Below are 25,994 nucleotides of genomic sequence, written 5' to 3' on the forward strand. Positions count from 1 at the left end.
GGAAGAGCTTCAGGTGCTCCACTGGAGTCGGGGGGTTTGTGGGCCAACATAAGGTTGGTCAGCGAATTCCTCCTGGAGTCTGGCCAACTCGGACTCCAGTTCCGAGCGAACTGCTGCATAGGCGGGGTCGTCTGCGACGTTGTGGAGTTCGGCGGGGTCCGCCACCAGGTCGTAGAGCTCGTATTCGGAGGGCATCACCACACCCGACGAGCCGGGGGTGCCCAGGCCGTCGTTGTAGTAGTGGATGAACTTGTGGGTGGCGGTCCGCACGCCGTAGTGGGCGGGCGCGTGGTGCTCCGGGTCGTCGTGCTCCCAGTAGCGGTAGTACATCGAACCGCGCCAGCCCTCGACCTCCTCGCCCCGCAGCAGGGGCCTGAAGCTGCGTCCCTGCTGGGCGGGGAGCGCGTCGGGGCTCTCGCCGCAGACGTCGAGGAAGGTGGCGGCGAAGTCCACGTTGGTGATCATCGCCTCCACCCGCGTGCGGGGTGCGATCTCCGCGGGCCAGCGCACCAGCATGGGCATCGTCAGCGACTCGTCGAACATGAGGCGCTTGTCGAACCAGCCGTGGTCTCCGAGGAAGAACCCCTGGTCAGAGGTGTAGACGACGAAGGTGTCGTCGGCCAGCCCCTCGTCGTCGAGCCATTGGAGCACCGAGCCGACGGAGTCGTCGATGGCCTGGACGGTCTGTAGATAGTCGCTCATGTACCGCTGGTACTTCCAGCGGCTGCGTTCCAGCCACTGGTCGTCGCCCTGCAGTTCGGCCGGCACCGGTTCCTTGACGTCGCGCTCCGTGAGGTCGTCGAGCGCCATGCGGACGTTCTTGACGACGTCGGCCCGGTCCTCATGGGTGTCCCACATCGTCTCCGGTTCCGGGATGGTGCCCACCGGGTACAGGTCGCTGTGCCGCTCGTGCGGCACCCACGGACGGTGCGGGGCCTTGTGGTGCATGAGGAGGCAGAAGGGCCGGTCCCGGTCGATGCGGGAGAGGTAGTCCAGGCTGAGATCGGTGATGATGTCGGTGGCGTAGCCTTCCAGCCGGGCCGCGCCGTCGGGACCGTACATCTGCGGGTCGTGGTAGTCGCCCTGACCGGGGAAGATCAGCCACTCGTCGAAACCGCGCGGGTTGGCCTTCTCGGTCTCCCCGAGATGCCACTTACCGAACAGCGCGGTCTGGTAGCCGCGTTCCTGCAGCACCTGGGCGAAGGTCGGCACACGGTAGTCGAACTCTGAGTAGATGGAGCACGCCCCGTTGACGTGGCTGTACGCGCCCGTGAGGATCGTGGCCCGCGACGGGGTGCAGATCGAGTTGGTGCAGTAGACGGCGTCGAGCCGCGCCCCCTCGTCGGCGAGGCGGTCGATGTGGGGGGTGCGGTTGACCACGCTGCCGTACGCCGAGATGGCGTGGGCAGCGTGGTCGTCCGCCATGATGAAGATGATGTTGGGGCGGCTCATGCCTGCGCGTATTCCTCCGCCAACCAGTAGTTGCCCACGGGCACCACCTCGGGGGCCTTCTCCGCCTTGACGAACTCCTCGTTGAGGCCGGTGAGCCACGCCTCGATGGTGCCGTCGTCGGTCTTGGCGATGACGTCGTCGGCGCTGAACACCTCGACGAACTCCTGCTCGCTGGCGATGGCGTCGGCTGGGGCCTTGATGAAGTCGGCGAGGATGCCGTTGAGCTCTTCGCGGTTGGCGGCGGCCCAGGTGAAGGCCTCCTTGCAGACCGCCTGGAACTTGGCCAGCACCTCGGGGCGGTCCTGGATGTCGGTGCCGGCCACCTGGGCGGCCAGGAACGCGAGGTCGCCGAAGTCGGTGGACTTGGCCACCTCCACCAGGTCGGGCACCTGGTTCTTGATGGTCTCGACGTGCGGGTACCAGATGCCGGCCGCGTCGATCTGCTTCGAGGCGAAGGCGGAGATCGTGGTGGGCGGGTCCATCGGGATGCGCTCGATGTCGTCGATGGTCATGCCGGCCTCTTCGAGGGCGAGGTTGAGCAGCATGTCACCGGAGGTGCCCTCCGGGACGCCCACCTTCTTGCCCTTGAGGTCGGCCATCGAGGTGATGCCGGGCTGGGCGATGACGCGGTCCGCGGTGCCGCGGGAGTTGATGCTGACGACCTTGGCCTGGTCGCTCATCGGCAGCCAGAGGGCGCCGAAGCCGATGTAGCCGAAGTCCAGGTCGCCGGTGCCCAGCGCCTGGATCTGCAGCGGGCCGTTGGTGAAGGCGAGGGTGTTGGCCTTGAGGCCGTGCTTCTCCCACAGGCCCTGCGTCTCGGCGACGGCCACCAGCATGCAGCCGTTGCCATCTTCGATGTAGCCGACGTTGATGTCGTCGACGGTGGCGGGGGCCTCGGCGGCGGAGGTCTCGCTGGCCGGGGCGGACGTCGGGTCGGTGGCGGCGCCGGAGGTGGTGTCCGCGGGCGCCGGGGTGGTGGCTGCGTCGTCAGTGCCGCAGGCGGCAAGGATAGCTGCGCCGGCGATGCCGGCGGTGCCGAGCAGCATGTGTCGTCTGGTGATCATGGGTCTCCTTGGTTTGTCGAGCGTCATTGCTTGTAAACGGCGTTCCAGACCTGGTTGCGCAGGTCTGTGAACTCGGGCGAGGTGCGCAGGTCGTCGTTGCGGGGGTAGGGGAGGTCCACGTCGATGATCTGGTGGATCCGTCCGGGGCGGGCTGCCATCACGATGACGCGGTTGGCGAGGAACACCGCCTCGTCGACGTCGTGCGTGATGAACATGACGGTGCGCTTCTCCTGTTGCCAGGTGTCGAGGAGCGCGGTCTGCATGTGGACCCGTGTGAGGGCGTCGAGCGCCCCGAACGGTTCGTCCATCAGCAGGATCGAGGGGTTGGCAGCGTAGGCGCGCGCGATGGCGCAACGCTGCTTCATGCCGCCGGACAGGTTCTTCGGCAGGGCGTCGGCGAACTGGGTGAGACCGGTGAGTTCCAGCTGCCGGTCCGCGATCTGGCGGCGCTTGGACTTGGGGATCTTCTGGAGTTCCAGCCCGAACTCGACGTTCTTGCGCACGGTGAGCCAGGGGAACAGGGCGTACTGCTGGAAGATCACGCCGCGCTCCGGGCCGGGGCCGGTCACCGGCTTGCCGTCCACACGCACCTGGCCGCCAGTGGGCTTGAGGAGGCCAGCCGCCTGGTTCATGATGGTGGACTTGCCGCACCCCGAGGGGCCCACCACCGTGACGAACTCGTTGTCGGCGATGGTGAGGTTCAGTTCCGTGACGGCGGTGAACGGTTTGCCGCTCAGCTCGAAGACCTGCGTGACGCGGTCGAAAACGATCTTGTCGGACATCAGTGGCGCTCCTGCCAGCTTGTGAGGCGATTGTCGAGCCAGAGGAGTATGCGATCCATGATGAGTCCGAAGACGCCGATGGTGATGAGGCCGACGAAGATGGTGGAGATCTGGTAGTAGATCTGGGCGTGTTGCATGCGGTAGCCGACGCCCTCCTGGGCCGCGATGAGCTCTGCGGCGACCAGCGTGGCCCAGGCTGAGCCGAGCCCCTGACGCAGGCCGACCATGATGAACGGCAGCGACGCGGGTACGGCGATGCGGCGGAAGATCGTCCAGTCCTTGGCGCCGAGGACACGGCCGGCGTTGATGAGCGTCTTGTCGACGTTGACCACGCCCTGGAAGGTGGCGATGATCGACACGAGGAAGCTCGCGAGAGTGATGACGAAGACCTTCGGGACTTCGCCGATGCCGAGGAACACGATGGCCAGCGGGATGATGGCCAACGGGGGGATCGTCCGGAAGAACTGCGTCCACGGCTCGACGATCGCGCGGACTGGGCGGTACCAGCCCATCGCGAAACCAAGGGGGATCGCCAGGCCGGAACCGAGGAAGAAGCCGAGGAGGACGCGGCGCAGTGAGGCCGCGATGTCACCGAGGAGGGTCCCGTCCTCGATGAGTTCCCACGCCCTGATGGCGACTTCGCTGGGGGAGGGGAGGGTGTCTTGGGTGAGGGAGAGCAGCCACCACAGAGCGATTCCGCCCAGCACCGAGACGACGCTCAACCACGCCCACGGGTTGCGGGTCCGTTTGATCTTGACTTCGAGCTCCGGCGGAAGGGTGGTCGGGAGGGGCGTCGTCAGGTCCATGCCGACGTGTGTTTCGGTGCTCATGCGGTGACTGCTCCGACCTGTGAGTGGGGGTTCTCGGCCCGGACGATGCGCTCGAGCTGACGTTCCGTCGTCTCCAGCCAGCCGATGAACCAGGACGTGCTCTGCCAACCGCGGTCTTTGGCGGTCGCGTCGATGAACTGGAGCCACTGGGAGTCGATCTCGGGCACTGGGTCTGCGTCCTCGCTGGCGAGGGCGGTGCTCTCCTCCGCGCGCTGCTGCTGGCGGAACGCCAGCTCGGTGCGGACGATCTCCAGGGCGTAGGTGGGGCCCAGCTGGCCGGCGAACTGGAGCCGGACGGTGAAATCCGGGGCCATCGGCCGCTCGGCCGGCTCATACGGGCTGGCTGCCCACTCCAGGAGGGCCTGGCGGCCAGCGGGCGTGAGGCGGTAGACCTTGGCGTCGGGCGCCGCGTCCCGCTGGTCCAGAGTGCAGGTCACCCAACCCCGCCGCAACAGTTCGCCGAGGGCGCGATAGATGGGTGTCATGGACGGCCGACGCCCGAGAAATCTGCCGTCGCTGCGTAACCATTTGCCGATGTCGTATCCGCTTGCCGGCTTCCTCGCCAGCAGCCCCAAGAGGGGATAGTCGGGCTGCATTGCGCCTCCTAGTACCTTACGGGCATAGTTTGGTCAACCGCTGGGCAACTTGTCAACGGTCATCCCGAAAGTGACTATCGCCGGATGGGTAGAGCACGCTGGATCCGCGCAATCTCGTTAGAATCAATATCGCGACGCGCCGCGGCCGAGCGGTCGAATTACACGGATGTTGTTAACGTATGGGCATGCTCGCCGGGATCATCATCGCTGTTGTCGTCTGCGCCGGCCTTGCGTTCGCTCTTCCCTGGGTGAGCGCGCAGCGGCCCTCTGACCTCGAGCTCGAGGGCGACCCCACTGAGCGATTCGCAGACTCCATGCGCATCCTGCGCCGGGACGTGGAGGATTTCGTCGAGGACGAGAACCTCGCCTCGGTGTCCACCCCCTTCACCCGGCGGGCCGAGTTGAACGAACTCCGCCTCATCGCGCGCCAAGCCGCCCGACGACGCCTCACCGTCGTCGTCGTGCTCCTCGGCGCACTGGTCATCCTCACCGTGCTGGCCGCGTCGAACATCGTCGCGTGGTGGACGCTCGCCGTGCCCGGGGGAATGCTGGTCGCGTTCCTGTGCGTGGCCCGGCTCACCGTCGTCGCGATGCACCGCAGCCTCGACCGTCGGGCAGCGGCCGTCAACGGCGGCTTCGACGAGCACGAGGACACCACCACCATCGACATCGGCCAGCCGGAATCGGAGAGCACCGAGATCTCCATCGAACTCACCATGCCCACCACCATGGGTGCGTTGTGGGATCCCATTCCCGTGACGCCGGCCACCTACGTGTCGCAGCCGCTGCTACCGCGCACCGTGCGAACCATCGACCTGTCCGCGCCCGTTGCGGCCACCTCGCCCCTGGTGCCGACGGCGGACAACCCCGCGGCCCCGGTCGAAGAGGGCGAGGCCACGATCACGGCGTCGGGCGACGCGGCTAACATCGCCGAGTTCCGCCCCCGCGCGGTCGGCGAGTGACGCTCCATCGCGGCCTGAGGGCACCGTAGGTACCCCAACTTGGAGCGATTCCCGACGCGGTGCTAGAGTTGTCGATGCTCTGGGGCTATGGCGCAGTTGGTAGCGCGTCTCGTTCGCAATGAGAAGGCCGGGGGTTCGAATCCCCCTAGCTCCACCAGACAAATGCCCCGCTCCGGCGGGGCATTCTGCTTCTCCGGGACGATGCTCGAAATTCGCAGGGAGATATCTGCCACATCGCCCTCTGTAGCGCCGATGTGGTAGAAATCTCCCTCCTATTTCTGGAGACTCAACCCTGGTCGGCGAGTAGTTCGACTTCCGCCGTGGCGCTCTGCTTGATCGTGCGGCCGACGGAGCACAGTCGGTCGACTGCCTTCACCGCACGCTCCACCAGCGCTGTCTGCTTCTCGGTGTCGATCTCCGACATGTCCACCACAACTGTGCTGCGGATCGCGGAGTAGCGGTTCTCGCCTTGCACCCCGTCACCTTCGACGGAGAACGTCGCGTCGAAATCCAGCCCCAGCTTGCTGGAGAGGACGTGGTCGGCGGACAGCGCGGCGCAGGAGGCGGCCGCGATCTGCAGCAACTCGCCGGGAGTGAAGGCCGCCTCTGCGTCCGGTCCGCCGATGCGCACCTCGGCGCCGCGGTCGTTGCGAGCCACGTACACGGCCCGCTCCACCCTCTCTGCGGTCAGCCTTCGAGGTGGTGTCCCGCCGGCATCGGCTTCGGGGCGCTCGGGATCGTTGGCCATGGCGTCAGTCTGCCACGGGACGAGGCAGTCCCGGATATACCTTCCCAGGGTCGCCTACTGGCCTGAGGGATCGGACAGGCCCGTCTTTGGCTGACGCATGGCAAGTAAGGTCTGTCCTGGACGGGGCGGTCGCGACATAGCAGCTTCACCGGACAGACCCATTCCCCCGAAGCAGCCGGATGATGGAGGTAGCAATGGCAACCGAAAGGTTGGCACGCCAGCGCGAACTCCCGCCCCCTCATGCGGTTCCCGCAACGGCTGGAAGACCATGAGCGGGCGGTGCGGCTGTTCCCCTGCGCGCGGCGAGGCGGTAGAGGCTGTCCCTCGGCCCAGCGTGCGGCGGACCGGACATCACCCCTTTGACCAGGCCGTGATTCCGGCCGGGTCCTTCACGATGGGCGACTCGTCGGGGGACCGCAACCCGCACGACGGTGAGGTGCCCCTCCGCGATGTCGAGGTTCAGGGCTTCAGCATGGACGTGACGACGGTGACCAACGAGGCGTTCGCCGCCTTCATGGCCGACACCGGGTACGTCACGGATGCCGAGCGTTTCGGCTTCTCCGCTGTCTTCCACCTCGCGGTCCAGGCCCCGGAGGCAGACCTGATGGGTTCACCGGCCGGCCTGCCGTGGTGGCGGGGGGTCCGGGGCGCCGACTGGCGCCACCCCGGCGGTGCCCTGACGGACATCGCGGACCTTCTCGACCACCCGGTCGTGCATGTCAGCTGGCACGACTCCATGGCGTACTGCACCTGGGCCGGCCGACAGCTCCCGACGGAGGCCGAGTGGGAGTACGCCGCACGCGGAGGTCTTGCCCGCCGGAAGTGCCCCTGGGGTGATGCCGCGGTCGACGACAGGGGGTGGCGGGCCAACATCTTCCAGGGTGCGTTCCCCGTCGACAACACGTGCGAGGATGGCTTCCTCACCACCGCACCGGCAGGGCACTTCGAACCCAACGGGTTCGGGCTCCACCAGATGATCGGCAACGTGTGGGAGTGGTGCGCGGACTGGTTCCATCCGGAGACCTACCAACACGACCGTCGTCGCGACCCGCATGGGCCACCGCAGGGCACGGAGCGGGTCATGCGCGGTGGCAGTTACCTATGTCACGACAGCTACTGCAACAGGTACCGTAACTCGGCACGCTCCCAGAACACCCCGGACTCGTCCATGGGCAACGCGGGCTTCCGGACGGTAGCGACCAGTCACTGAACCTTCAGCGGGGCGGAAGCAGGCGCGGTGATCGACGCGGCCCCCTCGCGGGTCTCAGCCCTGCGACAGGTGCATTCTCCGGACCGCTGCCAAATCGTTATCTCTGACTTTCTCGAAAGGGCTTGACGTGGGTTGGGACGCCATCTACTGTCATGCCAAGACGTTTTGGCAAAACGTCTTGGCACAAGGGTCTGCACCCCCACCACAACCGAAATGGAGTCGAAGTGAAGACGCTTCACCCCCGAGCGACGAGGCGTACCAAGCGCGTCGGAGTCGCAGTTGCAGCAGTCACTGCCACAGCACTGGTCCTCAGCGGATGCGGTGCCGGCGGAACCCCCGCCCCCAGCGACGGCGCTGACGGCGCCGAGGGTGCCGAGGGCACCACGCTCACCGTCGTCGTCGAAGGCGGCGGCAAGGCGGAGCTGGAGCCCATCGCAGATCTGTACACCTCTGAAACGGGCACCGAGGTCACGCTCGTCGAACTGCCTTACGCAGGTCTCTACGACCGCATCTCCTCGGAGTTGCAGTCCGGTGCCACCTCGTTCGACGTCGCCGCGCTCGACGCGATCTGGCTCACCTCATTCGGGCCAGGCCTCGCCCCGCTGGACGACCTCTTCACCGACGAGGTCCAGGGCGACCTGTTCGACGGACTCGTCAGCGAAGCCAAGGTGGGCGACCACTTCGTCGGCATGCCGGTGTGGACCAACTCCGAGGTGCTCTTCTACCGCACCGACCTCTTCGAGGACGCCGACAACAAGGCGCAGTTCGAAGAGAAGTACGGCTACGAGCTCGCGGCACCCACCACATGGGAGGAGTACCGCGATGTGGCGGAGTTCTTCACGCGTGACACCGACGGCGACGGCGCCGTCGACCTCTACGGTACGGACGTGAAGGGCGCAGTCGAGACCGAATGGCTGGCGACCGTTTCGCAGGCGGGGGAAGAGCACATGGTCCTCGATCCCGAATCCGGCGAGATCACCATCGACAACGCCACCCACAAGGAGGCGCTGGACTTCTACGTCAGTCTGCTGCCGTTCGCCCCATCGGGTGCGGCGCAGCTCGACTGGGCCGGCGCGCAGAACCTCTTCTACCAGGGCAACCTCGCCATGATGCGGTTCTGGGGCCACGCCTACCGGCAGACGCCCGACGACTCGCCCATCAAGGACTCCATCGGTGTCGCCCCCATGATCGGCGGCCCGGGCGGGGTGGCTGGTGTCCCCGGCGCGTGGTACCTGTCGGTCCCGGCCAGCGGGAAGAACCAGGACGCGGCCAAGGACTTCATCGCCTTCACCTTCGAGCACAACGAACTCGCCGCCGACACGTCGCTCGGGCTGGTGGCCAGCAAGGCTGCGTTCGAGAGCAAGGCCGGCGAAGAGGGATTCGAGAACTATCCCGCTCTGGTGACCACGCTCGAGGCGCCGCAGACGCTCCCTCGCCCGAAGACGGAGAACTGGCAGGAGATCGTGGACTCCGTCCTCATCCCCACGCTCCAGAAGGCCGTTGAACCCGGCGCCGACACAGCTCAGCTGCTCTCGGACGCCAAGTCGCAGATCGAATCCATCATCAAGTAGAGGCCGGTTCCGTGCACTCCACAACCCCCCAGAGCGTCGCCGGGGTGGCCACAGCCGCCCCGGCGTCGCCCGGAATGCGCCCCAGAATCGGGCGGCGCGAACGGGGCGACCGTAGGTTCGCCATGTTGCTCATGCTCCCTGCGGCGGCCTTCCTCGCCGCTTTCGTCCTCTGGCCGCTCGTTCGTTTCGTCTATGACAGCTTCTTCGAGATCTCGCCGTTCGCCGGTGCGGCCCGAACTTTTGTCGGCTTCGACAACTACGTCGCCGCGTTCGTTTCCGACGCCTTCATCGCGGCGTCCGTCCGGACCGTGCTCTACACCCTGTTCGTCGTGACGCTGGAGTTCGTCTTCGGCCTCGCCGTCGCACTGCTGTTCTCCGCCCTGGGGAGCCGCTCCACGGTGTTCCGCACCTTCTTCATGTACCCATTGATGATCGCCCCTGTGGTCGCCGGCCTCCTCTGGCGCTTCCTGCTCATCGACAACTTCGGCATCATCAACGAACTCCTGTTTCAGGCCGGCATCCTGTCGACGCCCGACCAGGTGCAGTGGCTGAGCAACCCGAACCTCGCGCTGTTCTCCGTCGCCATCCCCGACATCTGGCTGACGACATCGTTCATCACGCTCGTGCTCTTCGCCGGGCTGCAGAACATCTCTGGCGAGGTCATTGAAGCTGCCCGCCTGGACGGTGCCCGCTACCTGCGTCTGCTGTTCAGCATCATCATCCCGCTGCTGCGGCCGGTGATCGCGGTGGCGCTGATCGTGCGTGGCATCGACGCCGCCCGCGCGTTCGACGTGATCCTCATCCAGACCGACGGCGGCCCACAGGGGAGCACCACCACCTTGAGCCTGCTCATCTACCGCACCATGACCAGGTTCGGCGACCCTGGGCTGGCGAGCGCCATGGGCACTGTCTACCTGCTGGGCATGCTCGCCGTGTCCATCGTGGCGGTCCTCCTCATCTGGCGACCGGGAGCAGGTGCCCGATGAATCCGCTCGAAACCCGAGGCCGCAGCCGGATCCTCCTCTGGGCGGGTCTCGCCCTGACGCTGGTGCTGTACGGCTTCCCGTTCTTGTACCTGCTGCTCACGTCGTTCAAGAGGCCGCTCGAGGCCATCGCCGTCCCCCCGAGGGTGATGCCGTCGATGTGGACGCTCGAGAACTACGTCTCTGCCCTCACCAGGCAGGGGGTGGCGGCGGCCCTCACCAACAGCGTCGTCACCGCGCTCGTCTCCACCGCACTGAGCCTGGTGCTCGCGGTCCCGGCGGCGTACGCCATCACCCGCTTCCGTACCCCCTCCGGGCGCGTCTTCATCCTCGCCGCGCTGGTCACCCGCATGGTGCCGACGATCGCAGTCGGCGCCCCGCTCGTCCAGGTGATGCGCACCATCGGGCTGACCGACACGTCGTTCGGCCTCGCGCTCGCCCACACCACCATCTCGTTGCCACTGTCGATCTGGCTGATGGCGAGCTTCTTCGAGGCGGTGCCCGACGACCTGAGCGAGGCCGCGCAGATGGACGGGTGCAACAGGCTCCAGGCCATGATCAGCGTGGTGCTGCCGGTGGTCTCCGGCGGCCTCGCGGTCACTGCGATATTCGCCTTCCTCGCCTCGTGGAACGAGTTCCTCTTCTCGCTCCTCCTGACGTCGGTCCGCGCCCAGACCACTCCGGTGGTCATCGCGAACTTCCAGAGCCAATTCGGGCTCGACTGGGGCGGGATGACCGCTCTCGCGGCGGTCTACTCCGTACCCGTGATCATCCTGACCCTCTTCCTCCAGCGCCACATCGTCGCCGGCCTCACGCTCGGTGCCGTCAAGGGCTGACCCGGATCTGAATGGAGAGCAGCAACATGAACAGATACGACGTCACGGCCTGGCACCATGGCGACCCGCGCGAAGACATCGGCGAGGTGATCAACAGCATCCTCGCCGACGTCAAGGCCCGACAGTCAGGAGCCGCCGACTTCGGTGGAAAGCCCGGAGCCGTCATCTACATCCCGCCGGGCGACTACCGGCTGCGCACCCAGGTCGTCATCGACGTCAGCTTCCTCCGCTTCGAGGGCTCCGGGCACGGCTTCTCCTCGTCGAGCATCCGGTTCAACGTGCCCTCCGCGGAGTGGCCGAACCTCCACGAACTGTGGCCCGGTGGCAGTCGTGTCATCAACGACATCGACGTCGAACCCGGTGCGGAGCAATCGCGGGGCGCGGCGTTCTATGTCGCGCGGAGCGGCAGCCCCAGGATCAGCTCCGTCGAGTTCGTGGGGTTCTGCATCGACGGTCTGCATTTCACGGGGGAGGGGCCCGACGGTCAGCAGGAGAACTCTTATGTGAACGGAAAGACGGGCATCTACGTGGAGGACGCCAACGACTCGTTCCGCGTCACCGGTATGGGTCTGGTCTATCTCGAGCACGGCCTGACGATCTGCAGGGCGGACGCCCTCAGCGTGCACGACAACTTCGTCGCCGAGTGCGGCAACGGCATCGAGTTGTGCGGCTGGGGACAGGCGTCGAAGATCACCGACAACCTCGTCGGCGCAGGACCCCAGGGCCATTCGATCTACGCCGAGAACCACGGTGGGCTCCTGGTTGCCACCAACAATGTGTTCCCCCGAGGAGCGAGCAGCGTCCACTTCCAGGGGGTCACGCGTTCCAGCCTGACGGGCAACCGGCTGCACTCCTTCTACCCCGGGATGGTCCGCCTGCTCGGCGACAGCTCGGAGAACCTCGTGGCCGCAAACCACCTTCTCCGCGACCACGAACCGTGGACCCCGTTCCTGGACGTGGACAACGGCCTGGAGGATACCTACGGGTTGGTGCGCATCGAGGGATCCGGCAACACGGTCACGGGCAACCACTTCTCCGAGGTGGTCGATGCCCGGCAGGTGCGCCCGAGCGGTGCGGCCCCCGTCATCATCCGGCTGGCAACTGGCAGCGACAACTTCGTCGCCACCAACCACTGCATCGCCCGGAACGTGGATGCCACCTCCAGCGACTCCTGCTTCGAAGCGCAGGTCGGGGCGCTGCTCGGCACCGGCGCCACCTCTAGGCTCGAGGTGACGACGGTGCGGGTCGACGGCGACTCCTCGCGCAACACGGTCCTCGATTCCGGCTCGGACTCCGAGGTGCTTATCGACCTCACAGCCAACGCCTTCCGGCCGACGCCGACCATCGCGCCGTCGCCCTCGCCGGTCACGCCCGATGAAAGGTCTTCACGTTGAGGCAGAAGAGAGTCACCATCAAGCAGGTCGCAGCTGAGGCCGGGGTGTCGATCACGACGGTCTCCCACGTCCTGAACGACGTGCCGGGCCTGCGGGTGAACCCGGTGACCCGCCAGCGGATCCTGGAGGTCTCAGCCAGGCTGGGGTACGTCCCGAACGGGCTGGCCCAGTCGTTGCGTACCCAACGGTCCAACACGATCGGTCTGATCGGCGACGAGATCGTCACCACCCCGTTCGCGGGGAAGCTCGTGCTCGGCGCCCAGGAGGTGGCGCTGTCGCGCGACGCGGTGCTGTTCGTAGTCTCCACCGGCTACCAGCGCGACGTCGAGGACCGCGAGATCGAGGAGCTCCTGCGCCGCCAGGTGGACGGCATCCTCTATGCGTCGATGTTCCACCGCGAGTTGGAGCTGCCACCGCAACTGGCTGCCGTGCCGACCGTTCTCCTGAACGCCGAATGCACCACGCCCGGCGTGCCCTGGGTGGCTCCCGATGAGGTGTCCGGTGGGCGCGATGGGGCGGGCATCCTCATTGAGGCCGGACACCATCGGCTGGGCTTCATCAACAACATCGACGACATCCCCGCGTCCTCCGGCCGGCTCGCCGGCTTCCGGGCCCGGATGGCCGAGGAAGGGATCTCCGACAACCAGCTCACCGTCGTCACGGCGGAGACCGACCCTGCCGGTGGTTACGCCGCAGCCATGGAACTGCTCTCCGGTGACGATCGCCCGACGGGGATCTTCTGCTTCAACGACCGGCTCGCCATGGGCGCCTACCGCGCGGCCGCCGAGCTGGGGCTCACCATCCCTGGCGACGTTTCCATCGTCGGTTTCGACAATCAGGAGTACGTCGCTGACGGGATCTACCCCGGCCTGACCACCATCGAGTTGCCGCACTATGACATGGGCGTGTGGGCGGCGGAACAACTGTTCAACCTGGTCGACGGTGTGACCGGCGGCACCTCGAGCGCGTTGCTGCGTGGACCTGTGATCCACCGCGCCTCGGTCGCACGGCCCAACGGCCAGACCCATTGACCGCGAGGAGGCCCGGCCGTACCCGCAGACTCGCGGCCGGACCTCCTCGCTCCTATTCCAGAAGAGAGATCATGCGACCCAGCTTCCACTTCACCCCTGCCTCTGGCTGGATGAACGACCCCCACGGCATCACGGCGCGCAACGGAGGCTATGACACGTTCTTCCAGTACGTGCCCGGCCAGACGGTCTGGGGCCCGAACTGTCATTGGGGCCACGCGTCAGGCCCTGACCTGTTGACGCTGCGCGAGCACCAGGTCGCCATCGCGCCGGGCGACGGTGACGACGGCATCTGGACCGGGACCATCGTTGAGGCGGGGGAGTCCGCCCACGCGTTCTTCACCGCCGTCTCCACCCCCGACTTCGGCATCGGCCGGATCCGCGTGGCCCATCCCAGCGACGGCAACTGGGCGAACTGGAACAAGGGGCGCGTGGTTGTGCAGGCGCCCGACGAGCTCGACCTCATCGCCTACCGCGACCCGTTCATCCGGCCGGAGGGAGACGGCTGGCGCATGTTCGTCGGAGCAGCCGGCCGCGACGGCACGGCTATGGCGTTGACCTACACGTCTCCGGACCTGAGCTCCTGGCGCTACGACGGGATCGCCCTGCAGCGACACACCTCCGAAGTGGAACCCGTCTGGATGGGGTCGCTGTGGGAGTGTCCGCAGGTCTTCGACCTCGACGGCCGCTCGTTCATGGTGTCGTCCATCTGGGATGCGGACGTGCTGCACTACGCCGCCTATGCCAGCGGGACTTTCGCCGACGGCCGCTTCGAGGTCGACGCGTGGGACCGCCTCACCTGGGGGCCCAGCCTGTACGCACCGTCCCTGTTCACCGACGCCGACGGTCGGCCCGGGCTGACCCTCTGGCTGCGCGGCGTCGGCGGTGATGGGTGGCAGGGGGCGCACAGCGTGCCCTATCGCCTGTCCACATCGGAGGGTCGCCTTGTCGCGCTGCCCCACCCTGACGTCGCAGCCCACCGGACGCGGTTGGCGGAGGACGGCGTTGTTCCGGCGCTGGCTGCTGACGTCGAATGGGCTCGGGAAGCGGGCACCCTCACGATCAGCTCGGGGGGGCGCGAGGTCGCCTCCCTGAGCCGTTCCGCGCATGAGGCCACGGCGACGACCCCGTCGTCGAGCGACACCTTCCCGGTGAGGGGACCGCTACGGATCATCGTCGACGGACCTGTGCTCGAGGTCTCCTCAGAGGCCGGGGTCTTCGCGATCGCCGTCGAGCCGCAGGGAGCGGGGCTGCGTGTCAGCGCGAGCGGTGGCGTCCCGGATGTCTACGCACTGGGGTAGTCAGCGGGCTGGCGCCCAACCGCTGTCGGGGCGGCTGCCGTGGGCAGTTCTGCGGCCGCCCGCCGCGACAACCTGGCCTGCTGCGCCAAGGGGATGAAGCCCAACGCCGCGACCACCGTCGCCGCCCCGATCAGCCATGGGTACGCCACGACGCCGATCAGGGCGGCAACGACGGCGGACGTGAGCACCTGGGGCACATTGAACATCATGTTCATCGCCGCCCCGCTGCGGCCCTGCAGGTTGAGCGGCAGTTCGAGCTGCCGGAGCGTGACGGTGGCCACGATCATCAACGGCATGGACATCCCGAGCAGCGCGATGGCGAACACCACCACCACGACATGCTGCACCGTCAGCGCCGCGAAGGACGCCACGAACAGGGCCAGGCCGACCATCATCAGCCGGTCGTAGCCCCACTTCTTCAATAGCCGGGCGGCGTTGAGCCCGGAGACGACAGCGAACACCCCCTGCACCGAGATGAACACCGACAACATCTCCGCCCGCAGCCCCAGACCTGTGTCGAGGATGGGGAAGATCAAGGCGTTGATGGCGCCGGCGGCGAAGACCGCCATCGCCAGGGCGAGGGTGAAGCGCCAGAGCCGGGGGCGGGAGTGCAGCGCCCCGAAACCCTCGAGAGACGTGTGGAACCAGTGCCTCTCACTGGAGATCTCATTGCGGGTCTCCGCGATCCGGAGGTTGGCCAGCAGCAGCGCGTAGGTCAGGAAGGCCACGGCGGTGACCACGAGGACCGGACGGATCCCCCACAGCGCGAAGGCGCCGGCCGCGGCCAGTGGCGCGATGATCCGCAGGCCCTGGTCGATGCTCCCGAACAGCCCGTTGGCGGCCGCCAGCAGGTGATCCGGCAGGGTGTCCCGCAGCAGCCCGCCCTGCGCCGCGGCGTTGACGTAGGTGGCCATCGAGTAGACGAAGGTGACCGCGTAGATCAACCACAGGTGCGTCGCGTCGTTCACGGGCAGCAGGCTGAGCACGGCCAGCGCGATCGCGATGTTGCTGATCACCAGGATCCGTTTGCGCGAGAACTTGTCGGCCAGCAGCCCCAGGGCGGGGGCGAACAGCGCGGGCACGCCGAGGACGATGAACACCGTCGCGGCAAAGACATCTGAGCCGGTCAGCACCTTGACCCAGATGCCGATGGTGAGGAAGAGCGCGGAGTCGCCGAGGTTGCCGATGGACCAGGCCGCCACCAGCTTGCGGTAGGCGGGAATCCGCAGCGCCTCGCGGGTGGTGCCGAACTCCTCTGTGCCGATGCTCATTGCACGGCCCCCTGCCTGTCGGTGTCGAAGTTGGACAGTTCCGGGGTGCTCGCCATGAACACCGTGTTGCGGAGCGCGCCCTCGGGCCGCAGCGACTCGTCGGCGTTGCGATCCCGGTACCGCTCGAAGAGGGCGAGGACGGCGTCCATGAGTTCCTCGTGCTCGTCGTGGGTGACCCAGAGCGAGGTGTGCGAGACCAGCGTCCGGTCGATCGCCTCCGTCGGCAGGCCCGGTGCCGCCTCGATGAACGCGTTGAGGCGCCTGGCCTCCTGCGTGACGACGGCGGTGCCCAGCGCGAGGACCGCCGGCAGCGACTCGGGCTCCTCGGCGGAGAACATCTGGCGTTGACGGCGGGCGGCGACCTGCCACGGGCGGCTCTTGGCGTCGCCCGATTCGGCCCGCGTGATGTAGCCGTGCTTGGCCAGCGTCCGCAGGTGGAAGGAGCAGCTCGCCACGGACTCGCCGATCGCGTCCGCGCACTGCGTGGCGGTGGCGGAGGCGACTCCGCTGAGGTAGTCAAGCAACGCCAACCGGATGGGGTGGGCGAGCGCACGGATGCGCGTCGGGTCCGTGGTGGCGTCGTGCTCGTGTCCGCTCATGCCACGAGAATAGATGCTAAAGAAGTCTTTAGCAAGAGTTCTTTAGCATTCCTTCCGGGGGGATCAGCGCGACCGGCCGGCCGCCCGCGGCCGCACGTCCTTGAACTCGCGCAGGTGGTAGCCGAGGCTGGAGTCGCCGAACGTCTCGGCGTCCGCCACGGAGGCCAGCACGACGGTGTGGTCACCGCCCGGCGCGAACTGCAGGTGGTCGCAGCGCAGCCACGACACCGCCCCGTCGATGCGGGGGAGGCCATGGTCCTCGCGCCAGCTGAGGTCGGCGAACCGGTCGGCGGCGCCCCGGCGCGCGAAGCGCACGCCCACGTCGGCCTGGTCCCCGGCCAGCACGTTGACACCCACCCGCCCGGCGGCGCGGATGCGTTCGATCATCCCGCCCCTGTTGTCCAGGGCGAAGAAGACCATGGGCGGATCCACGGAGAGGGAGGCGAACGCCGAGACCGTGGTGCCCGTGGGGGTGCCGTCGACGGTGGTGGTGATGATGGTCACCGGGGCCGGGACGCGAGCCATGGCCTCGCGGAAGCGCACCTCAAGTTCTCTCACGCGTCCCACGGTAGTCGCTCGACGCCGTCTGCCCCGGTCCCGTTCCGGGGACACCCCGGGAGCCGTCAGCGCTCGTCCGCGGTGTACATCCCGGGGGTGTCGTACTGGAGCGTGGCGCCGTCGGCCTCGTCCCGCATCTGGCGCGGCGCGATGGCGCGGGCCAGGTGGTAGATGCCGATGGTCACGATGGTGCCCAGCGCGATGCCGCCCAGCTCGAAGTCGCCTCCGAGGGGTACCTTGACGTCGCCCACGCCGATGATGATGCCGGCCGCGGCGGGGATCAGGTTGAGGGGGTTGCCGAAGTCGACGTTGTTCTCTTTCCAGATCTTCGCGCCGAGCAGGCCGATCATGCCGTACAGCACGACGGTGATGCCGCCGAGGACGGCCGACGGGGTGGCGGAGATCACGGCGCCGAAGATGGGGGAGAAGCCGAACAGGATGGCCACGATGGCGGCGACGACGTAGGCCGCCGTCGAATAGACGCGCGAGGCAGCCATGACACCGATGTTCTCCGCGTAGGTGGTGGTGGGGCCCGCGCCCACGGCGGTGGCGAGCATCGACGCGGCGCCGTCCGCCGCGATGGCCCGGCCCATGAGCGGATCGAGATCCTCCTTGGTCATCTCCGCGACGGCCTTCACGTGGCCGGTGTTCTCCGCGATCAGCGCGATGACGACGGGGATGGCGATGATGATCGCACCCAGCGAGAACTGCGGCAGGTGCAGGCCCACCACGTTGGCGGTGGAGCCGAACTCCCAGTTGGCCAGGTCCGTCACCGGGGGCAGACCGAACCAGTCGGCCTCCTTGACGGCGCTCCAGTCGACGCGGAGCTGTTCGGTGACCGTGCCGTCGGCGCCCTCCTTCTGCAGCGGACCGAACGCGAGGTCGGCCAGCCAGCTGACCACATAGCCGATGACCAGCGACAGGAAGATGGCGATGCGGCCCCAGAAGCCGCGCAGGCCGATGGACAGCCCCACGACGATGAGCATGACCACGAAGGCCAGCCAGGGGTCGACGGGCCAGTACACGCCGGCGACCACCGGTGCGAGGTTGAAGCCGATCAGCATCACGACCGCGCCGGTCACCACCGGCGGCAGCGCCTTGTGGATCACGCGGGCGCCGGCGAAGTGGATGATGAGGCCAGCCATGAACAGCAGGAGGCCGACGACGAACAGCGCGCCGGTCAGCGTCGCGGGGTTGCCGCCCGCCGCGTAGATGGCCGTGGCGACCCCGACGAAGGAAGCCGACGAGCCGAGGTAGCTCGGCACGCGGTGCTTGACCACGAACAGGAACAGCAGGGTGGCGATGCCCGACATCATCACCGCGAGCTGCGGGTTGAGGCCCATCAACAGGGGGAATACGAAGGTGGCGCCGAACATGGCCACGACGTGCTGGGCGCCCAGCCCGATGGTGCGTCCCCAGCCCAGGCGTTCGGTGGGCTTGACCACCGCGTCGGGGAGGAGGACTCCGTTATTGTGCAGCTTCCACATGCGGTCGCTTCCTTTCGTCGGCGTGATGTTACTCGGAGCGCCCCTCGGGTGGCATCTCCGGGTGTCCTAATGGGCGGCCATGTTGCGTGTGCGCCCGGATGCCGCGCGCGGCGATGGATACTGTTGGGTCATGGCGCATGACGTGGTGGTCCTCGGCGCGACGGTGGCAGGTCTCACCGTCGCACGGCTACTCGCGTCTGAGGGCTTCGGCGTGGTGGTGCTCGACCCGAACGACGAGGGGGTCAGCGCCGCCACCTCCCACGGTGTCGCGGCCATCGGCCACGCCTCCACCGTCGCCACCATGGCCCACTTCTACGGTCTGGCGGCGGCGCGCGAACACACCCGCCGCAACATCGCCGGCCTCGCGCAGATCACGGAGGTCTATCCGGACGCGGAACCGATGATGCTGCGCGACCGATCGCTGCCCGGCGGCGACGAGGCCGAGACGCTGCAACTCGCAGACCTGTACCGCGGGGAGGGCGGCGCGGCCGACGTGCTGGTCGCCCCGGATTCGATCAGCCTCATGTCGCAGGCGTTGGTCGTCGACCCCGTCGCCTACGCCGCCGAATTGCGCGCGGCAGCTGTGCGGGCGGGCGCCAATGTCGTCCATGGCGTCACCGTGACGCACCTGACGCGGCGCGAGGGAGCCACCCGGATCTACTTCCGCAACAACATGGCGTGGCTGCACGACGTGGGGCACGTCACCGGCATGGCCGTGATCGACACCCTCGGCGTCAGCCCGTGGGGCAGGGTGGCGCGCATCGGCCCCGCCGAGTGGGTGCCCGTCGTGCGGTGCCGCCCGGCCGCGCCGCTCACCGAGGTGTCGCTGTACGCCCGCCCCGAGGTGTGGATGGTGCGCCCCACCGGCGACACCGCGCTGCTGCTGGGCCAGAAGACAGCCCTCGGCGGGGTGGAGCAGGCCGCGGAGGCGCTCGGGGCGTGGGCCGTCGACCACCTCGACGCCACTGAGATCGAGCACAGCCGCCTGGCGATCGACCCCAGCGACCACGGTCGCCCCGTCGTCGGCGCCTCCGCCATCCCGGGCGGGTTCTACGCACGCGGCAACGGTCGCGGCGAACTGATGAACGGGACGGCGAGCGGCCACTACCTTGCCAGGTTGCTGGCCGGGCACCAGCGCAGCGACAACGCGCTGCCACCCATCAGCAAGATCCGTGCCCTCGGGTCGCGGATGCTGCGCAGCCTCTGACCGACGTGAAGAAGCCCCGGACTCGGCGAGTCCGGGGCTTCCTGCAGTGCTGACTAGGGGGTCTTGAACATCACGATGTTGTTGAAGACCCAGTCGTTGCTCTGGCTGAAGGTGTAGCCGCCGGCGGGCTTCGCCGTGGCGGCGTAGACCGTCGTCCACGTATAGGACCGGCAGGCCCCGCGGCCGGTGGCCGGGGTGTCGCACTCGGTCTTCCACTGGCGTCCGGCCGAGGTGAACACCCCCTTCGTGGTCGAACCCAGGTCACCCAGCGGGTTGCCCTTCCACGCCTCACGCGTCATGAACGGGAGGTAGGTGAGGTTGTTGAACACCCAGCCGGACTTCCGGACGAACTCCCCATTCTCGATCTGGACGACGGTGGCCCAGATCTCGGTGCGGCATCGCTCGGTCTGCGAGTAGTCCTCGCAGGTGGTCATCCACTGACGGTCGTTGAGCAGGTGCGTGCCCGCCAGGGTGTAGGGCGCGGTCCGCACGAATCCGCCGCCTGGCTTCGTCGGCGTCGTGGTCGGCTTCGCCGTGGGCGACTTCGAGGGCTTGGGCGACTTCGACGGCGACGGCGAGGCGGACGGGGAGGGTTCCACCGCCGGCTCCACGGTCAGCGCGAAGGTCACCGACGAGACGTTGCCCTCAGCGTCGGCCACGCGGACCGTCACGTTGTAGCTGCCGGCCCCGGTGGGGGTGCCGGTGAGCTTGCCCGCGGTGTCGATCGTCAGCCACGACGGGGCGTTGGCCACCGTGTAGGTGAGCGGCACGGACGGATCCGATGCGGTCACCTGCAGCTCGAAGGCCTCACCGACGGTGGCGCTCTGCGCGCCGATCGGGCTGACGGCGGGTCCCGTGGCATCCGCGACGGTCAGCGTGGTGGACGCGACCGCCTTCGATGCCCCGACCGCAACCACTTCGAGTGCGCCGGAGGCAGTGCCAGTGGGAACCACGTGGGACGCGGTGAAAGCGCCCTCGGCGTTCGCGGTGGCGGTCACCATGGCGTCGCCGACGGTGATGGTCACCGCTTCTCCTGAGGTCCAGCCGGCACCGGTGATGGTGACGGTTTCGCCCGGCTCAACTGATACCGGCGAGACCACGACGGATGGGTTGGGCAGCGGCTCCGGGTCGGCGGCCGGGGTACCCCGCACGCCGAGTTCGCCGGCGTGCGCCCACGCCTGGCCGGTGGCGGCCGGGCTGGTGGCGAGCAGCTTGACGTAGCGCGCGGTCACCGGAGCCTCGAGCGTGACCACCTTGGGGGCGGTGTTCTTCTCGAACGTGCCCGAGGCGATCGTCTCGAACGCTGCATCCGCGGGCTGGGCGTACTGGGCCTGGCGCAGCTGCGCGGCGGTGGGAGGCACCCAGGTGCCGGCTGTCGGGACCTGGATCTCGTAGCCGCCGATCTGGCCGTTGCAGACAGCCGGATCGTTGGACGAACCACAATCGCTCTTCGGGCGTGGGGTGTAGGTGAAGGACGTGAACTCCTTCTCCTCTCCCAGGTCCAGCACGATGTAGTGCGGGTAGTTGGGGGTGCCGGCGCTCCACTGGGTGTGCCAGAAGGTGGACGGGTTGCCATCTATGGCCGCCGACACGTAGCCGTTCACGGCGCCTTCGCCGCCGGCTTCGGCGCTGTTCCAGGCGGCCACGGTCTGAACCGGGATGATCGCGGGATCGGTGAGCTGGATCCCGACGGTGGCGCTCACCTCGAGATCCGTTGCCACGAGGCGGATCCGCAGCGTTCCCTGCGTGCCGGTGTTCGGGGTCCGGACGGTGAACGACGCGGTGCCGTCGCCCTCGGCGACCACCTGACGCTCAGGCGACACCTGCCAGCCTTCGGGGGCCTCGACGACGAGCTGGGCGCCGGCGGGGGCGCCGACGTAATCGACGCTCACGACACCGTCGGTGGAGTAGACCAGCGACTCAGGCGCGTCGGTCACGACCAGCTTGGTGTCGCCGTCGATGGTGTAGGTGCCACCGGCGGTGGCGGTGAAGGAGATGACGCCGTCGGCGCGGGTGGCGGCGACGGTGGCGCCGGAGCCGTCACGCACGGTGACGGGGGCTCCGGCCAGGGTCGTCTTGACCTTCACCGGGCCGGCGTTGCCGGTGTTGAGACGGATCTGTTCGGCTGCCCCGGAGACCCAGGTGGTCCCAACGGTGACGTCGTTCCAGGCCTTGATGCCGTCCACGGAGCCGTTGCTCCAGGCTGCGGGAAGGGCCGGAAGCACCGTGATGAGGCCCGGGTCATTGGCGACGAGCATCTCGTTGATGCCGGAGGTGGCGCCGAAGTTGCCGTCGATCTGGAAGGGCGGGTGCGCGTCCCAGAGGTTGGCGTAGGTGGAGTTCGAGATGATGTTCTTCACCATCTGGTGGGCGTGGTCGCCGTCGAAGAGCTTGGCCCAGAAGTTGATCTTCCAGGCCATGGACCAGCCGGTGCCGCCGTCGCCGCGGTGGACGAGCGACTTGCGCGCGGCCTCGGCGAGCTCAGGGGTGGTGTTGGCGGAGATGTTGCGTCCGGGCCACAGCGCGTACAGGTGCGAGACGTGGCGGTGGCCGATCTCGCCGAGTTCCTCGGTGCCCTTCCATTCGAGGATCATGCCGGTCTGGTCGCTGATCGTCAGGCCGGGATCGGTGTCGGCGAGCGTGCTGCGCAGGGCGGCCACCTCCGAGTCGACGCCGAGGATCTCCGCGGCCTCGATGGTGGACTGGAACAGTTCCGTGGCGATCTGCTGGCTCATGGCCGCGCCGGCCACGAACGGGCCGTGCTCGGGCGAGTACGACGGGTTGGCCACGAGCGTGCCGTCGCGGGGGTCCTCGACGAGGTACTGCTCCCAGAACTTCGAGGTCTTCTTGAGCATGGGGTAGGCGGTGGTGCGAAGGAAGTCCTCATCACCGGTGTACAGGTACTTCCACCAGAAGGCCTGCGCCAGCCAGGCGTTGGCCTCGGGGAACCAGAACGCGGTGGACCAGTCGAAGACGCCGGTGAAGCCGTAGGGCGTGGTCTCGTTCATGACCATCCAGGAGTCCTGGATGCCCAGCACGTTCTCCGCGGAGGTGGCGCCGGCGTCCACCAGCGAGGTGATGTAGTCGAGGTAGGCGTCGTAGCTCTCGGGCATGTTGCCCGACAGCGCCGGCCAGTAGTTCATCTGCACGTTGATGTTGGTGTGGTAGTCCGCGGACCACGGCGGGTTGTTCCGCTCGTTCCACACGCCCTGGAGGTTGGCGGCGCCGAGTGTCACGTCGCGCGACGACGAGATCAGCAGGTAGCGGCCGTACTGGTAGTACAGGGTCTCGAGCGTGCGGTCCTGGTCCGAGGTGCCGCGGTAGGCGGAGCGGGCCTGGTTGGTGGGCAGCGTGAGCGCCGCGCCGTCGAGGTCGAGCTTCACGCGGTCGTAGATGTTCTTGTAGTCGGCCTGGTGGGCGGTCATGACGCCGCTCCAGCCCTTGGCCCTGGCGTCGCCGACCCGCTTGGTCACTTCAGCGGCCACCTGCTCGGCCGTGCGGCCGTCGCGGTAGGACCTGGTGATGTCGGCGTTGTACTGCGGGCCGTAGTCGGTGGCGGCGGCCCACACGAGGGTGGCCGAGTCCGCGCCGGCCACGGTGATGCTGGCGCCGGCCGCCGTCGTCGTGCCGCCGTCGGTGGCGATGTCGGCCTGGGCGTTGTACTTGAGGCCGTTGTTGGGGGAGACACCGCTCAGCGTGATGCGGCTGCCGCTGGCGGTGACGGTGCCGGAACTGAGGGCTTCCTGGTTGTCTGCCACGCCGTCCTGCAGCTTGCGGTCATAGGTGGTGGTGAAGTTCACGGCGCCGGGCTTGTCGGCGGAGATCTTCATCATGACGACGTTGTCCGGGTAGGACGCGATGTACTCGCGGGTGAACGTGGTGTCGCCCACCTTGTAGGTCACCTTGGCGACGGAGTTGTCGATGTCGAGGGAGCGCTCGTAGTCCGTGGGCGTGCCGACGCCGTTGTTGAAGGCGAACTGCAGCTTGCCGAACGACTGGTAGTTGCCGTAGCCCACCTTGGGCTGGCCGAGCTTGCCGGCCACCCAGCCGGGATCCGCCTGACCGACGGTGTTGATCCGGTCGCGCACCTCCTGGAGGTTGGCGCGCCGCTGGGTGATCTGGTCCGCGGGGTAGTTGCCGTACCGGTAGCCGGTGACTCCGGGGCCGCCGGTCCAGAGCGTCTTCTCGTTGAGGAAGAGCTCGTCATTGACGACCTGGCCGAAGACCGACGCTCCGAGGGCGCCGTTGCCGATCGGGAGGGACTCCTCCTGCCAGCGGTTGAGGGGGGCGGGCGCCGAGTACCGCAGGACCAACGGGTCCTGCTGGGTCGTCGTCGGGGCCGCCGTGGCTGTGGTGGAAAGCATGGGAGTTACAGCTGTAGTCGCAACCAGGGCCGCGGACAGAGCTGCAACGATTGCCTTGGAAAAGCGGGACATCGTTGACCAACCTGTGTCGTAATGAACAGTTCGGCCCTCATTGTTCATGGGGTCCCGGGAAACGGGAACACATTCGGTCAAAGCGCTCACGCCTATTGCGGGCCCTGTGACCGGCCGGTCAGACCCAGGTGTTGCCCAACCACATCCGCGCCCACCAGCTGCTCCTGCTGACCAGTTCGGCCGTGAGCACCGGATAGAGGTAGGCGAAGTTCACGATCACCAGCGCGACGATCAGCCCCGCGACGATGGCCCGCACCCGCCTCTTCGGATGCTCCGGTGGCCCGAGGATCTTGCCGATCGCCATCGCCAGGGCGATGGAGCTGAACGGGATCATCATGATCGCGTAGAAGAAGAAGATGGGCCGGTCCGCGTACTGGAACCAGGGCAGCCAGGCCGCGCCCAGCGCGAGCACCGGCACCGCGAAGCGCCAGTCGCGCTTGATGATCCACCAGTAGAGGCCGGCGAGCAGTGCGAGGGCGGCGGCCCACCAGAGGACCGGGGTGCCCATGCCGGAGATGATCCGCATGCACGTGTCGCCCACCGCCTCGCAGCCCTGGGTGCCGGGCTGGATGTCGTTCTCGGCTTCGATGCCGATGGGGCGCAGCATGAGGATCCAGCTGGCCGGATGCGACTGGTACGTGTGCGTCGTCTCCGTCATCATCTTGTCGCTGGTGTGGAACTCGTAGGCCTGGTGGTGGTACCACATGAGCGAGCCGAGGGCATTGCCGAAGAACTTCACGAGGGGGTGGTCCGGATTGCCCTCTCCCCAGTCACGGCTGTAGCCCCCAGAGGTGCTGAGCCAGCCCCACCAGGTCGCGATGTACACGGGCACCGCCACGACGACGAGCTGGACGAACGCGGCGGGGGCGTCGATCACGAGTGAGAGCCACTTCCGGTGCCGGGCGCCGGCCAGCTGCCTGGCCCCGAGATCCCAGACCACGGTCACGATCCCGAAGACGGCGAGCACGTAGATGGAGTTCCACTTGACCGCGCAGGAGAGGCCGAACAGGACGCCCGCGGCGATGCGCCAGGGGCGAAGGAGCATGAGCGGACCGAACTGGCCGCCCAGGTCGTCGAGGTTGTTCTTCCTCAGGTGGTGCGCGAGGCGGTGCCGGAACCAGTCGCGGTCCGCCACCAGGGCAGCGATGGCCGCGACGGCGAGGGTGGCCTGGAAGATGTCCAGCAGCGCCAGCCGGCTCATCACAAAGGCGAGGCCGTCGAACGTCAGCAGCAGGCCGGCGACCGCGCCGATGAGCGTGGAGCGCGACACCCGGCGGGCGAGCCGGATGGTGAGGAACACCAGCAGCGTGCCGAAGATGAGCGCCATGAACCGCCAGCCGAACGGGTTCATCCCGAACATGGTCTCGCCGAGGCCGATCAGAATCTTGCCCAGCGGAGGGTGGACGACGAACGCGGCCGTGTCCTCCATGCCGCTGAGGTCGCCCTTGAGGAGGAGGTCGTTGGCGCCGTCGGCCCAGTTGCGCTCGTAGCCGGACTGCATGATGGCCCAGCCGTCCTTGGCGTAGTACGTCTCGTCGAACAGCACCTTGTGGGGGAAGCCGATGTTGTAGAACCGCAGCGCGAAGGCCATGAGGGTGATGGAGATCGTCACGATCCAGCCGACGGTCCGGTCACGGAGTTTGCCGTCGTCGAGCGCCGTCAAGGTCGTTTGCACACAG

The 25,994-nt window shown here is 67.7% G+C and carries 21 protein-coding genes and 1 tRNA gene; 10 read left to right on the forward strand and 12 right to left on the reverse strand.

Translation table 11 applies throughout. From position 1 onward, the window contains the following. Positions 1 to 9: 9 nt before the first annotated feature. Genes ACZK4S_RS03935 through ACZK4S_RS03955 form a run of 5 tightly spaced genes read right to left on the reverse strand, consistent with a single transcriptional unit; the run spans position 10 to position 4,724 of the window. Positions 10 to 1,452, reverse strand: a complete 1,443-nt coding sequence (locus tag ACZK4S_RS03935) for a sulfatase family protein (RefSeq protein ID WP_076060108.1) — start codon at positions 1,450 to 1,452, stop codon at positions 10 to 12. Further along, the gene (locus ACZK4S_RS03940) at positions 1,449 to 2,516 is read right to left on the reverse strand and encodes an aliphatic sulfonate ABC transporter substrate-binding protein (protein WP_463643438.1); all 1,068 of its coding nucleotides are present in this window, start codon (positions 2,514 to 2,516) and stop codon (positions 1,449 to 1,451) included. Before ACZK4S_RS03940 ends, ACZK4S_RS03935 begins: the two co-directional genes overlap by 4 nt. 23 nt (positions 2,517 to 2,539) lie before the next feature. Beyond that, positions 2,540 to 3,298 (reverse strand): ABC transporter ATP-binding protein, encoded by a 759-nt coding sequence (locus ACZK4S_RS03945; RefSeq protein ID WP_076060106.1) that lies wholly within the window; start codon positions 3,296 to 3,298, stop codon positions 2,540 to 2,542. Further along, positions 3,298 to 4,128 carry an ABC transporter permease gene (locus tag ACZK4S_RS03950; RefSeq protein WP_198928208.1) on the reverse strand — a complete coding sequence of 277 codons (831 nt, stop codon included), beginning with the start codon at positions 4,126 to 4,128 and terminating at the stop codon, positions 3,298 to 3,300. The genes ACZK4S_RS03945 and ACZK4S_RS03950 overlap by 1 nt, the downstream gene beginning before the upstream one ends. Continuing rightward, positions 4,125 to 4,724: a PadR family transcriptional regulator gene (locus ACZK4S_RS03955; protein WP_076060104.1), complete on the reverse strand. Its 600-nt coding sequence runs from the start codon at positions 4,722 to 4,724 to the stop codon at positions 4,125 to 4,127. Before ACZK4S_RS03955 ends, ACZK4S_RS03950 begins: the two co-directional genes overlap by 4 nt. Positions 4,725 to 4,909: 185 nt before the next feature. On the opposite strand from ACZK4S_RS03955, the gene ACZK4S_RS03960 reads away from it, so the two are divergent. Both ACZK4S_RS03960 and ACZK4S_RS03965 read left to right on the forward strand, forming a co-directional pair. Continuing rightward, positions 4,910 to 5,686 carry a hypothetical protein gene (locus ACZK4S_RS03960; protein ID WP_463643439.1) on the forward strand — a complete coding sequence of 259 codons (777 nt, stop codon included), beginning with the start codon at positions 4,910 to 4,912 and terminating at the stop codon, positions 5,684 to 5,686. A gap of 81 nt (positions 5,687 to 5,767) precedes the next feature. Next, a tRNA-Ala gene (locus ACZK4S_RS03965) sits at positions 5,768 to 5,843 on the forward strand. A 129-nt stretch (positions 5,844 to 5,972) separates the two neighbouring features. Here the strand turns inward: ACZK4S_RS03965 and ACZK4S_RS03970 are convergent. Then, positions 5,973 to 6,434, reverse strand: a complete 462-nt coding sequence (locus ACZK4S_RS03970; protein WP_463643440.1) for an OsmC family protein — start codon at positions 6,432 to 6,434, stop codon at positions 5,973 to 5,975. A gap of 268 nt (positions 6,435 to 6,702) precedes the next feature. On the opposite strand from ACZK4S_RS03970, the gene ACZK4S_RS03975 reads away from it, so the two are divergent. The 7 genes from ACZK4S_RS03975 (at position 6,703) to ACZK4S_RS04005 (ending at position 14,757) form a co-directional block, all read left to right on the forward strand. Next, positions 6,703 to 7,644: a formylglycine-generating enzyme family protein gene (locus ACZK4S_RS03975; RefSeq protein ID WP_463643441.1), complete on the forward strand. Its 942-nt coding sequence runs from the start codon at positions 6,703 to 6,705 to the stop codon at positions 7,642 to 7,644. Between the two features lie 224 nt (positions 7,645 to 7,868). Beyond that, entirely contained in the window at positions 7,869 to 9,215 is a 1,347-nt protein-coding gene (locus tag ACZK4S_RS03980; RefSeq protein WP_220488259.1) for an extracellular solute-binding protein, read from the forward strand. Between the two features lie 122 nt (positions 9,216 to 9,337). Next, positions 9,338 to 10,201 carry a carbohydrate ABC transporter permease gene (locus ACZK4S_RS03985; RefSeq protein ID WP_463643442.1) on the forward strand — a complete coding sequence of 288 codons (864 nt, stop codon included), beginning with the start codon at positions 9,338 to 9,340 and terminating at the stop codon, positions 10,199 to 10,201. Next, a complete protein-coding gene (locus tag ACZK4S_RS03990) occupies positions 10,198 to 11,034 on the forward strand; it encodes a carbohydrate ABC transporter permease (RefSeq protein WP_182762275.1) in 837 nt (278 codons plus the stop codon). The genes ACZK4S_RS03985 and ACZK4S_RS03990 overlap by 4 nt, the downstream gene beginning before the upstream one ends. A gap of 26 nt (positions 11,035 to 11,060) precedes the next feature. After that, positions 11,061 to 12,428 (forward strand): NosD domain-containing protein, encoded by a 1,368-nt coding sequence (locus ACZK4S_RS03995; protein ID WP_463643443.1) that lies wholly within the window; start codon positions 11,061 to 11,063, stop codon positions 12,426 to 12,428. Further along, complete coding sequence (locus ACZK4S_RS04000) at positions 12,425 to 13,459, forward strand: LacI family DNA-binding transcriptional regulator (protein ID WP_463643444.1); 1,035 nt, start codon at positions 12,425 to 12,427, stop codon at positions 13,457 to 13,459. The genes ACZK4S_RS03995 and ACZK4S_RS04000 overlap by 4 nt, the downstream gene beginning before the upstream one ends. A gap of 71 nt (positions 13,460 to 13,530) precedes the next feature. After that, entirely contained in the window at positions 13,531 to 14,757 is a 1,227-nt protein-coding gene (locus ACZK4S_RS04005) for a glycoside hydrolase family 32 protein (RefSeq protein WP_463643445.1), read from the forward strand. On the opposite strand, the gene ACZK4S_RS04010 is transcribed toward ACZK4S_RS04005, so the two are convergent. The 4 genes from ACZK4S_RS04010 to ACZK4S_RS04025 all read right to left on the reverse strand — a co-directional run bounded on the left by ACZK4S_RS04010 (position 14,742) and on the right by ACZK4S_RS04025 (position 18,672). Then, a complete protein-coding gene (locus ACZK4S_RS04010; protein WP_463643446.1) occupies positions 14,742 to 16,028 on the reverse strand; it encodes an MFS transporter in 1,287 nt (428 codons plus the stop codon). The genes ACZK4S_RS04005 and ACZK4S_RS04010 overlap by 16 nt on opposite strands. Next, a complete protein-coding gene (locus ACZK4S_RS04015) occupies positions 16,025 to 16,627 on the reverse strand; it encodes a winged helix-turn-helix domain-containing protein (protein WP_076060096.1) in 603 nt (200 codons plus the stop codon). The genes ACZK4S_RS04010 and ACZK4S_RS04015 overlap by 4 nt, the downstream gene beginning before the upstream one ends. Positions 16,628 to 16,690: 63 nt before the next feature. Continuing rightward, positions 16,691 to 17,185 (reverse strand): flavin reductase family protein, encoded by a 495-nt coding sequence (locus ACZK4S_RS04020; protein WP_463643447.1) that lies wholly within the window; start codon positions 17,183 to 17,185, stop codon positions 16,691 to 16,693. Positions 17,186 to 17,250: 65 nt separating this feature from the next. After that, a complete protein-coding gene (locus ACZK4S_RS04025) occupies positions 17,251 to 18,672 on the reverse strand; it encodes a uracil-xanthine permease family protein (protein ID WP_463643448.1) in 1,422 nt (473 codons plus the stop codon). 130 nt (positions 18,673 to 18,802) lie between these two features. On the opposite strand from ACZK4S_RS04025, the gene ACZK4S_RS04030 reads away from it, so the two are divergent. Further along, on the forward strand, positions 18,803 to 19,879 hold the full coding sequence (locus tag ACZK4S_RS04030; protein ID WP_463643449.1) for an FAD-dependent oxidoreductase: 1,077 nt from the start codon (positions 18,803 to 18,805) through the stop codon (positions 19,877 to 19,879). A 53-nt stretch (positions 19,880 to 19,932) separates the two neighbouring features. Here the strand turns inward: ACZK4S_RS04030 and ACZK4S_RS04035 are convergent, their stop codons facing one another. Both ACZK4S_RS04035 and ACZK4S_RS04040 read right to left on the reverse strand, forming a co-directional pair. Next, positions 19,933 to 24,243, reverse strand: coding sequence for a glycosyl hydrolase family 95 catalytic domain-containing protein (locus ACZK4S_RS04035; protein WP_463643450.1), 4,311 nt, complete (start codon positions 24,241 to 24,243; stop codon positions 19,933 to 19,935). Positions 24,244 to 24,433: 190 nt separating this feature from the next. Then, positions 24,434 to 25,990, reverse strand: a complete 1,557-nt coding sequence (locus ACZK4S_RS04040) for a dolichyl-phosphate-mannose--protein mannosyltransferase (protein WP_463643451.1) — start codon at positions 25,988 to 25,990, stop codon at positions 24,434 to 24,436. Positions 25,991 to 25,994 lie beyond the last annotated feature (4 nt).

It is taken from the genome of Tessaracoccus zhenghani (genome assembly GCF_055326325.1).

Coding starts and splice junctions, on each gene's coding strand:
- ACZK4S_RS03935 (WP_076060108.1), bottom strand. CDS start 1,452: ATGAGCCGCCCCAACATCATCTTCATCATGGCGGACGACCACGCTGCC.
- ACZK4S_RS03955 (WP_076060104.1), bottom strand. CDS start 4,724: ATGCAGCCCGACTATCCCCTCTTGGGGCTGCTGGCGAGGAAGCCGGCA.
- ACZK4S_RS04030 (WP_463643449.1), top strand. CDS start 18,803: ATGGCGCATGACGTGGTGGTCCTCGGCGCGACGGTGGCAGGTCTCACC.
- ACZK4S_RS03960 (WP_463643439.1), top strand. CDS start 4,910: ATGCTCGCCGGGATCATCATCGCTGTTGTCGTCTGCGCCGGCCTTGCG.
- ACZK4S_RS03985 (WP_463643442.1), top strand. CDS start 9,338: ATGTTGCTCATGCTCCCTGCGGCGGCCTTCCTCGCCGCTTTCGTCCTC.
- ACZK4S_RS04005 (WP_463643445.1), top strand. CDS start 13,531: ATGCGACCCAGCTTCCACTTCACCCCTGCCTCTGGCTGGATGAACGAC.
- ACZK4S_RS03940 (WP_463643438.1), bottom strand. CDS start 2,516: ATGATCACCAGACGACACATGCTGCTCGGCACCGCCGGCATCGCCGGC.
- ACZK4S_RS04010 (WP_463643446.1), bottom strand. CDS start 16,028: ATGAGCATCGGCACAGAGGAGTTCGGCACCACCCGCGAGGCGCTGCGG.
- ACZK4S_RS03975 (WP_463643441.1), top strand. CDS start 6,703: ATGAGCGGGCGGTGCGGCTGTTCCCCTGCGCGCGGCGAGGCGGTAGAG.
- ACZK4S_RS03995 (WP_463643443.1), top strand. CDS start 11,061: ATGAACAGATACGACGTCACGGCCTGGCACCATGGCGACCCGCGCGAA.
- ACZK4S_RS04015 (WP_076060096.1), bottom strand. CDS start 16,627: ATGAGCGGACACGAGCACGACGCCACCACGGACCCGACGCGCATCCGT.
- ACZK4S_RS03945 (WP_076060106.1), bottom strand. CDS start 3,298: ATGTCCGACAAGATCGTTTTCGACCGCGTCACGCAGGTCTTCGAGCTG.
- ACZK4S_RS04035 (WP_463643450.1), bottom strand. CDS start 24,243: ATGCTTTCCACCACAGCCACGGCGGCCCCGACGACGACCCAGCAGGAC.
- ACZK4S_RS04025 (WP_463643448.1), bottom strand. CDS start 18,672: ATGTGGAAGCTGCACAATAACGGAGTCCTCCTCCCCGACGCGGTGGTC.
- ACZK4S_RS03990 (WP_182762275.1), top strand. CDS start 10,198: ATGAATCCGCTCGAAACCCGAGGCCGCAGCCGGATCCTCCTCTGGGCG.
- ACZK4S_RS03950 (WP_198928208.1), bottom strand. CDS start 4,128: ATGAGCACCGAAACACACGTCGGCATGGACCTGACGACGCCCCTCCCG.
- ACZK4S_RS03970 (WP_463643440.1), bottom strand. CDS start 6,434: ATGGCCAACGATCCCGAGCGCCCCGAAGCCGATGCCGGCGGGACACCA.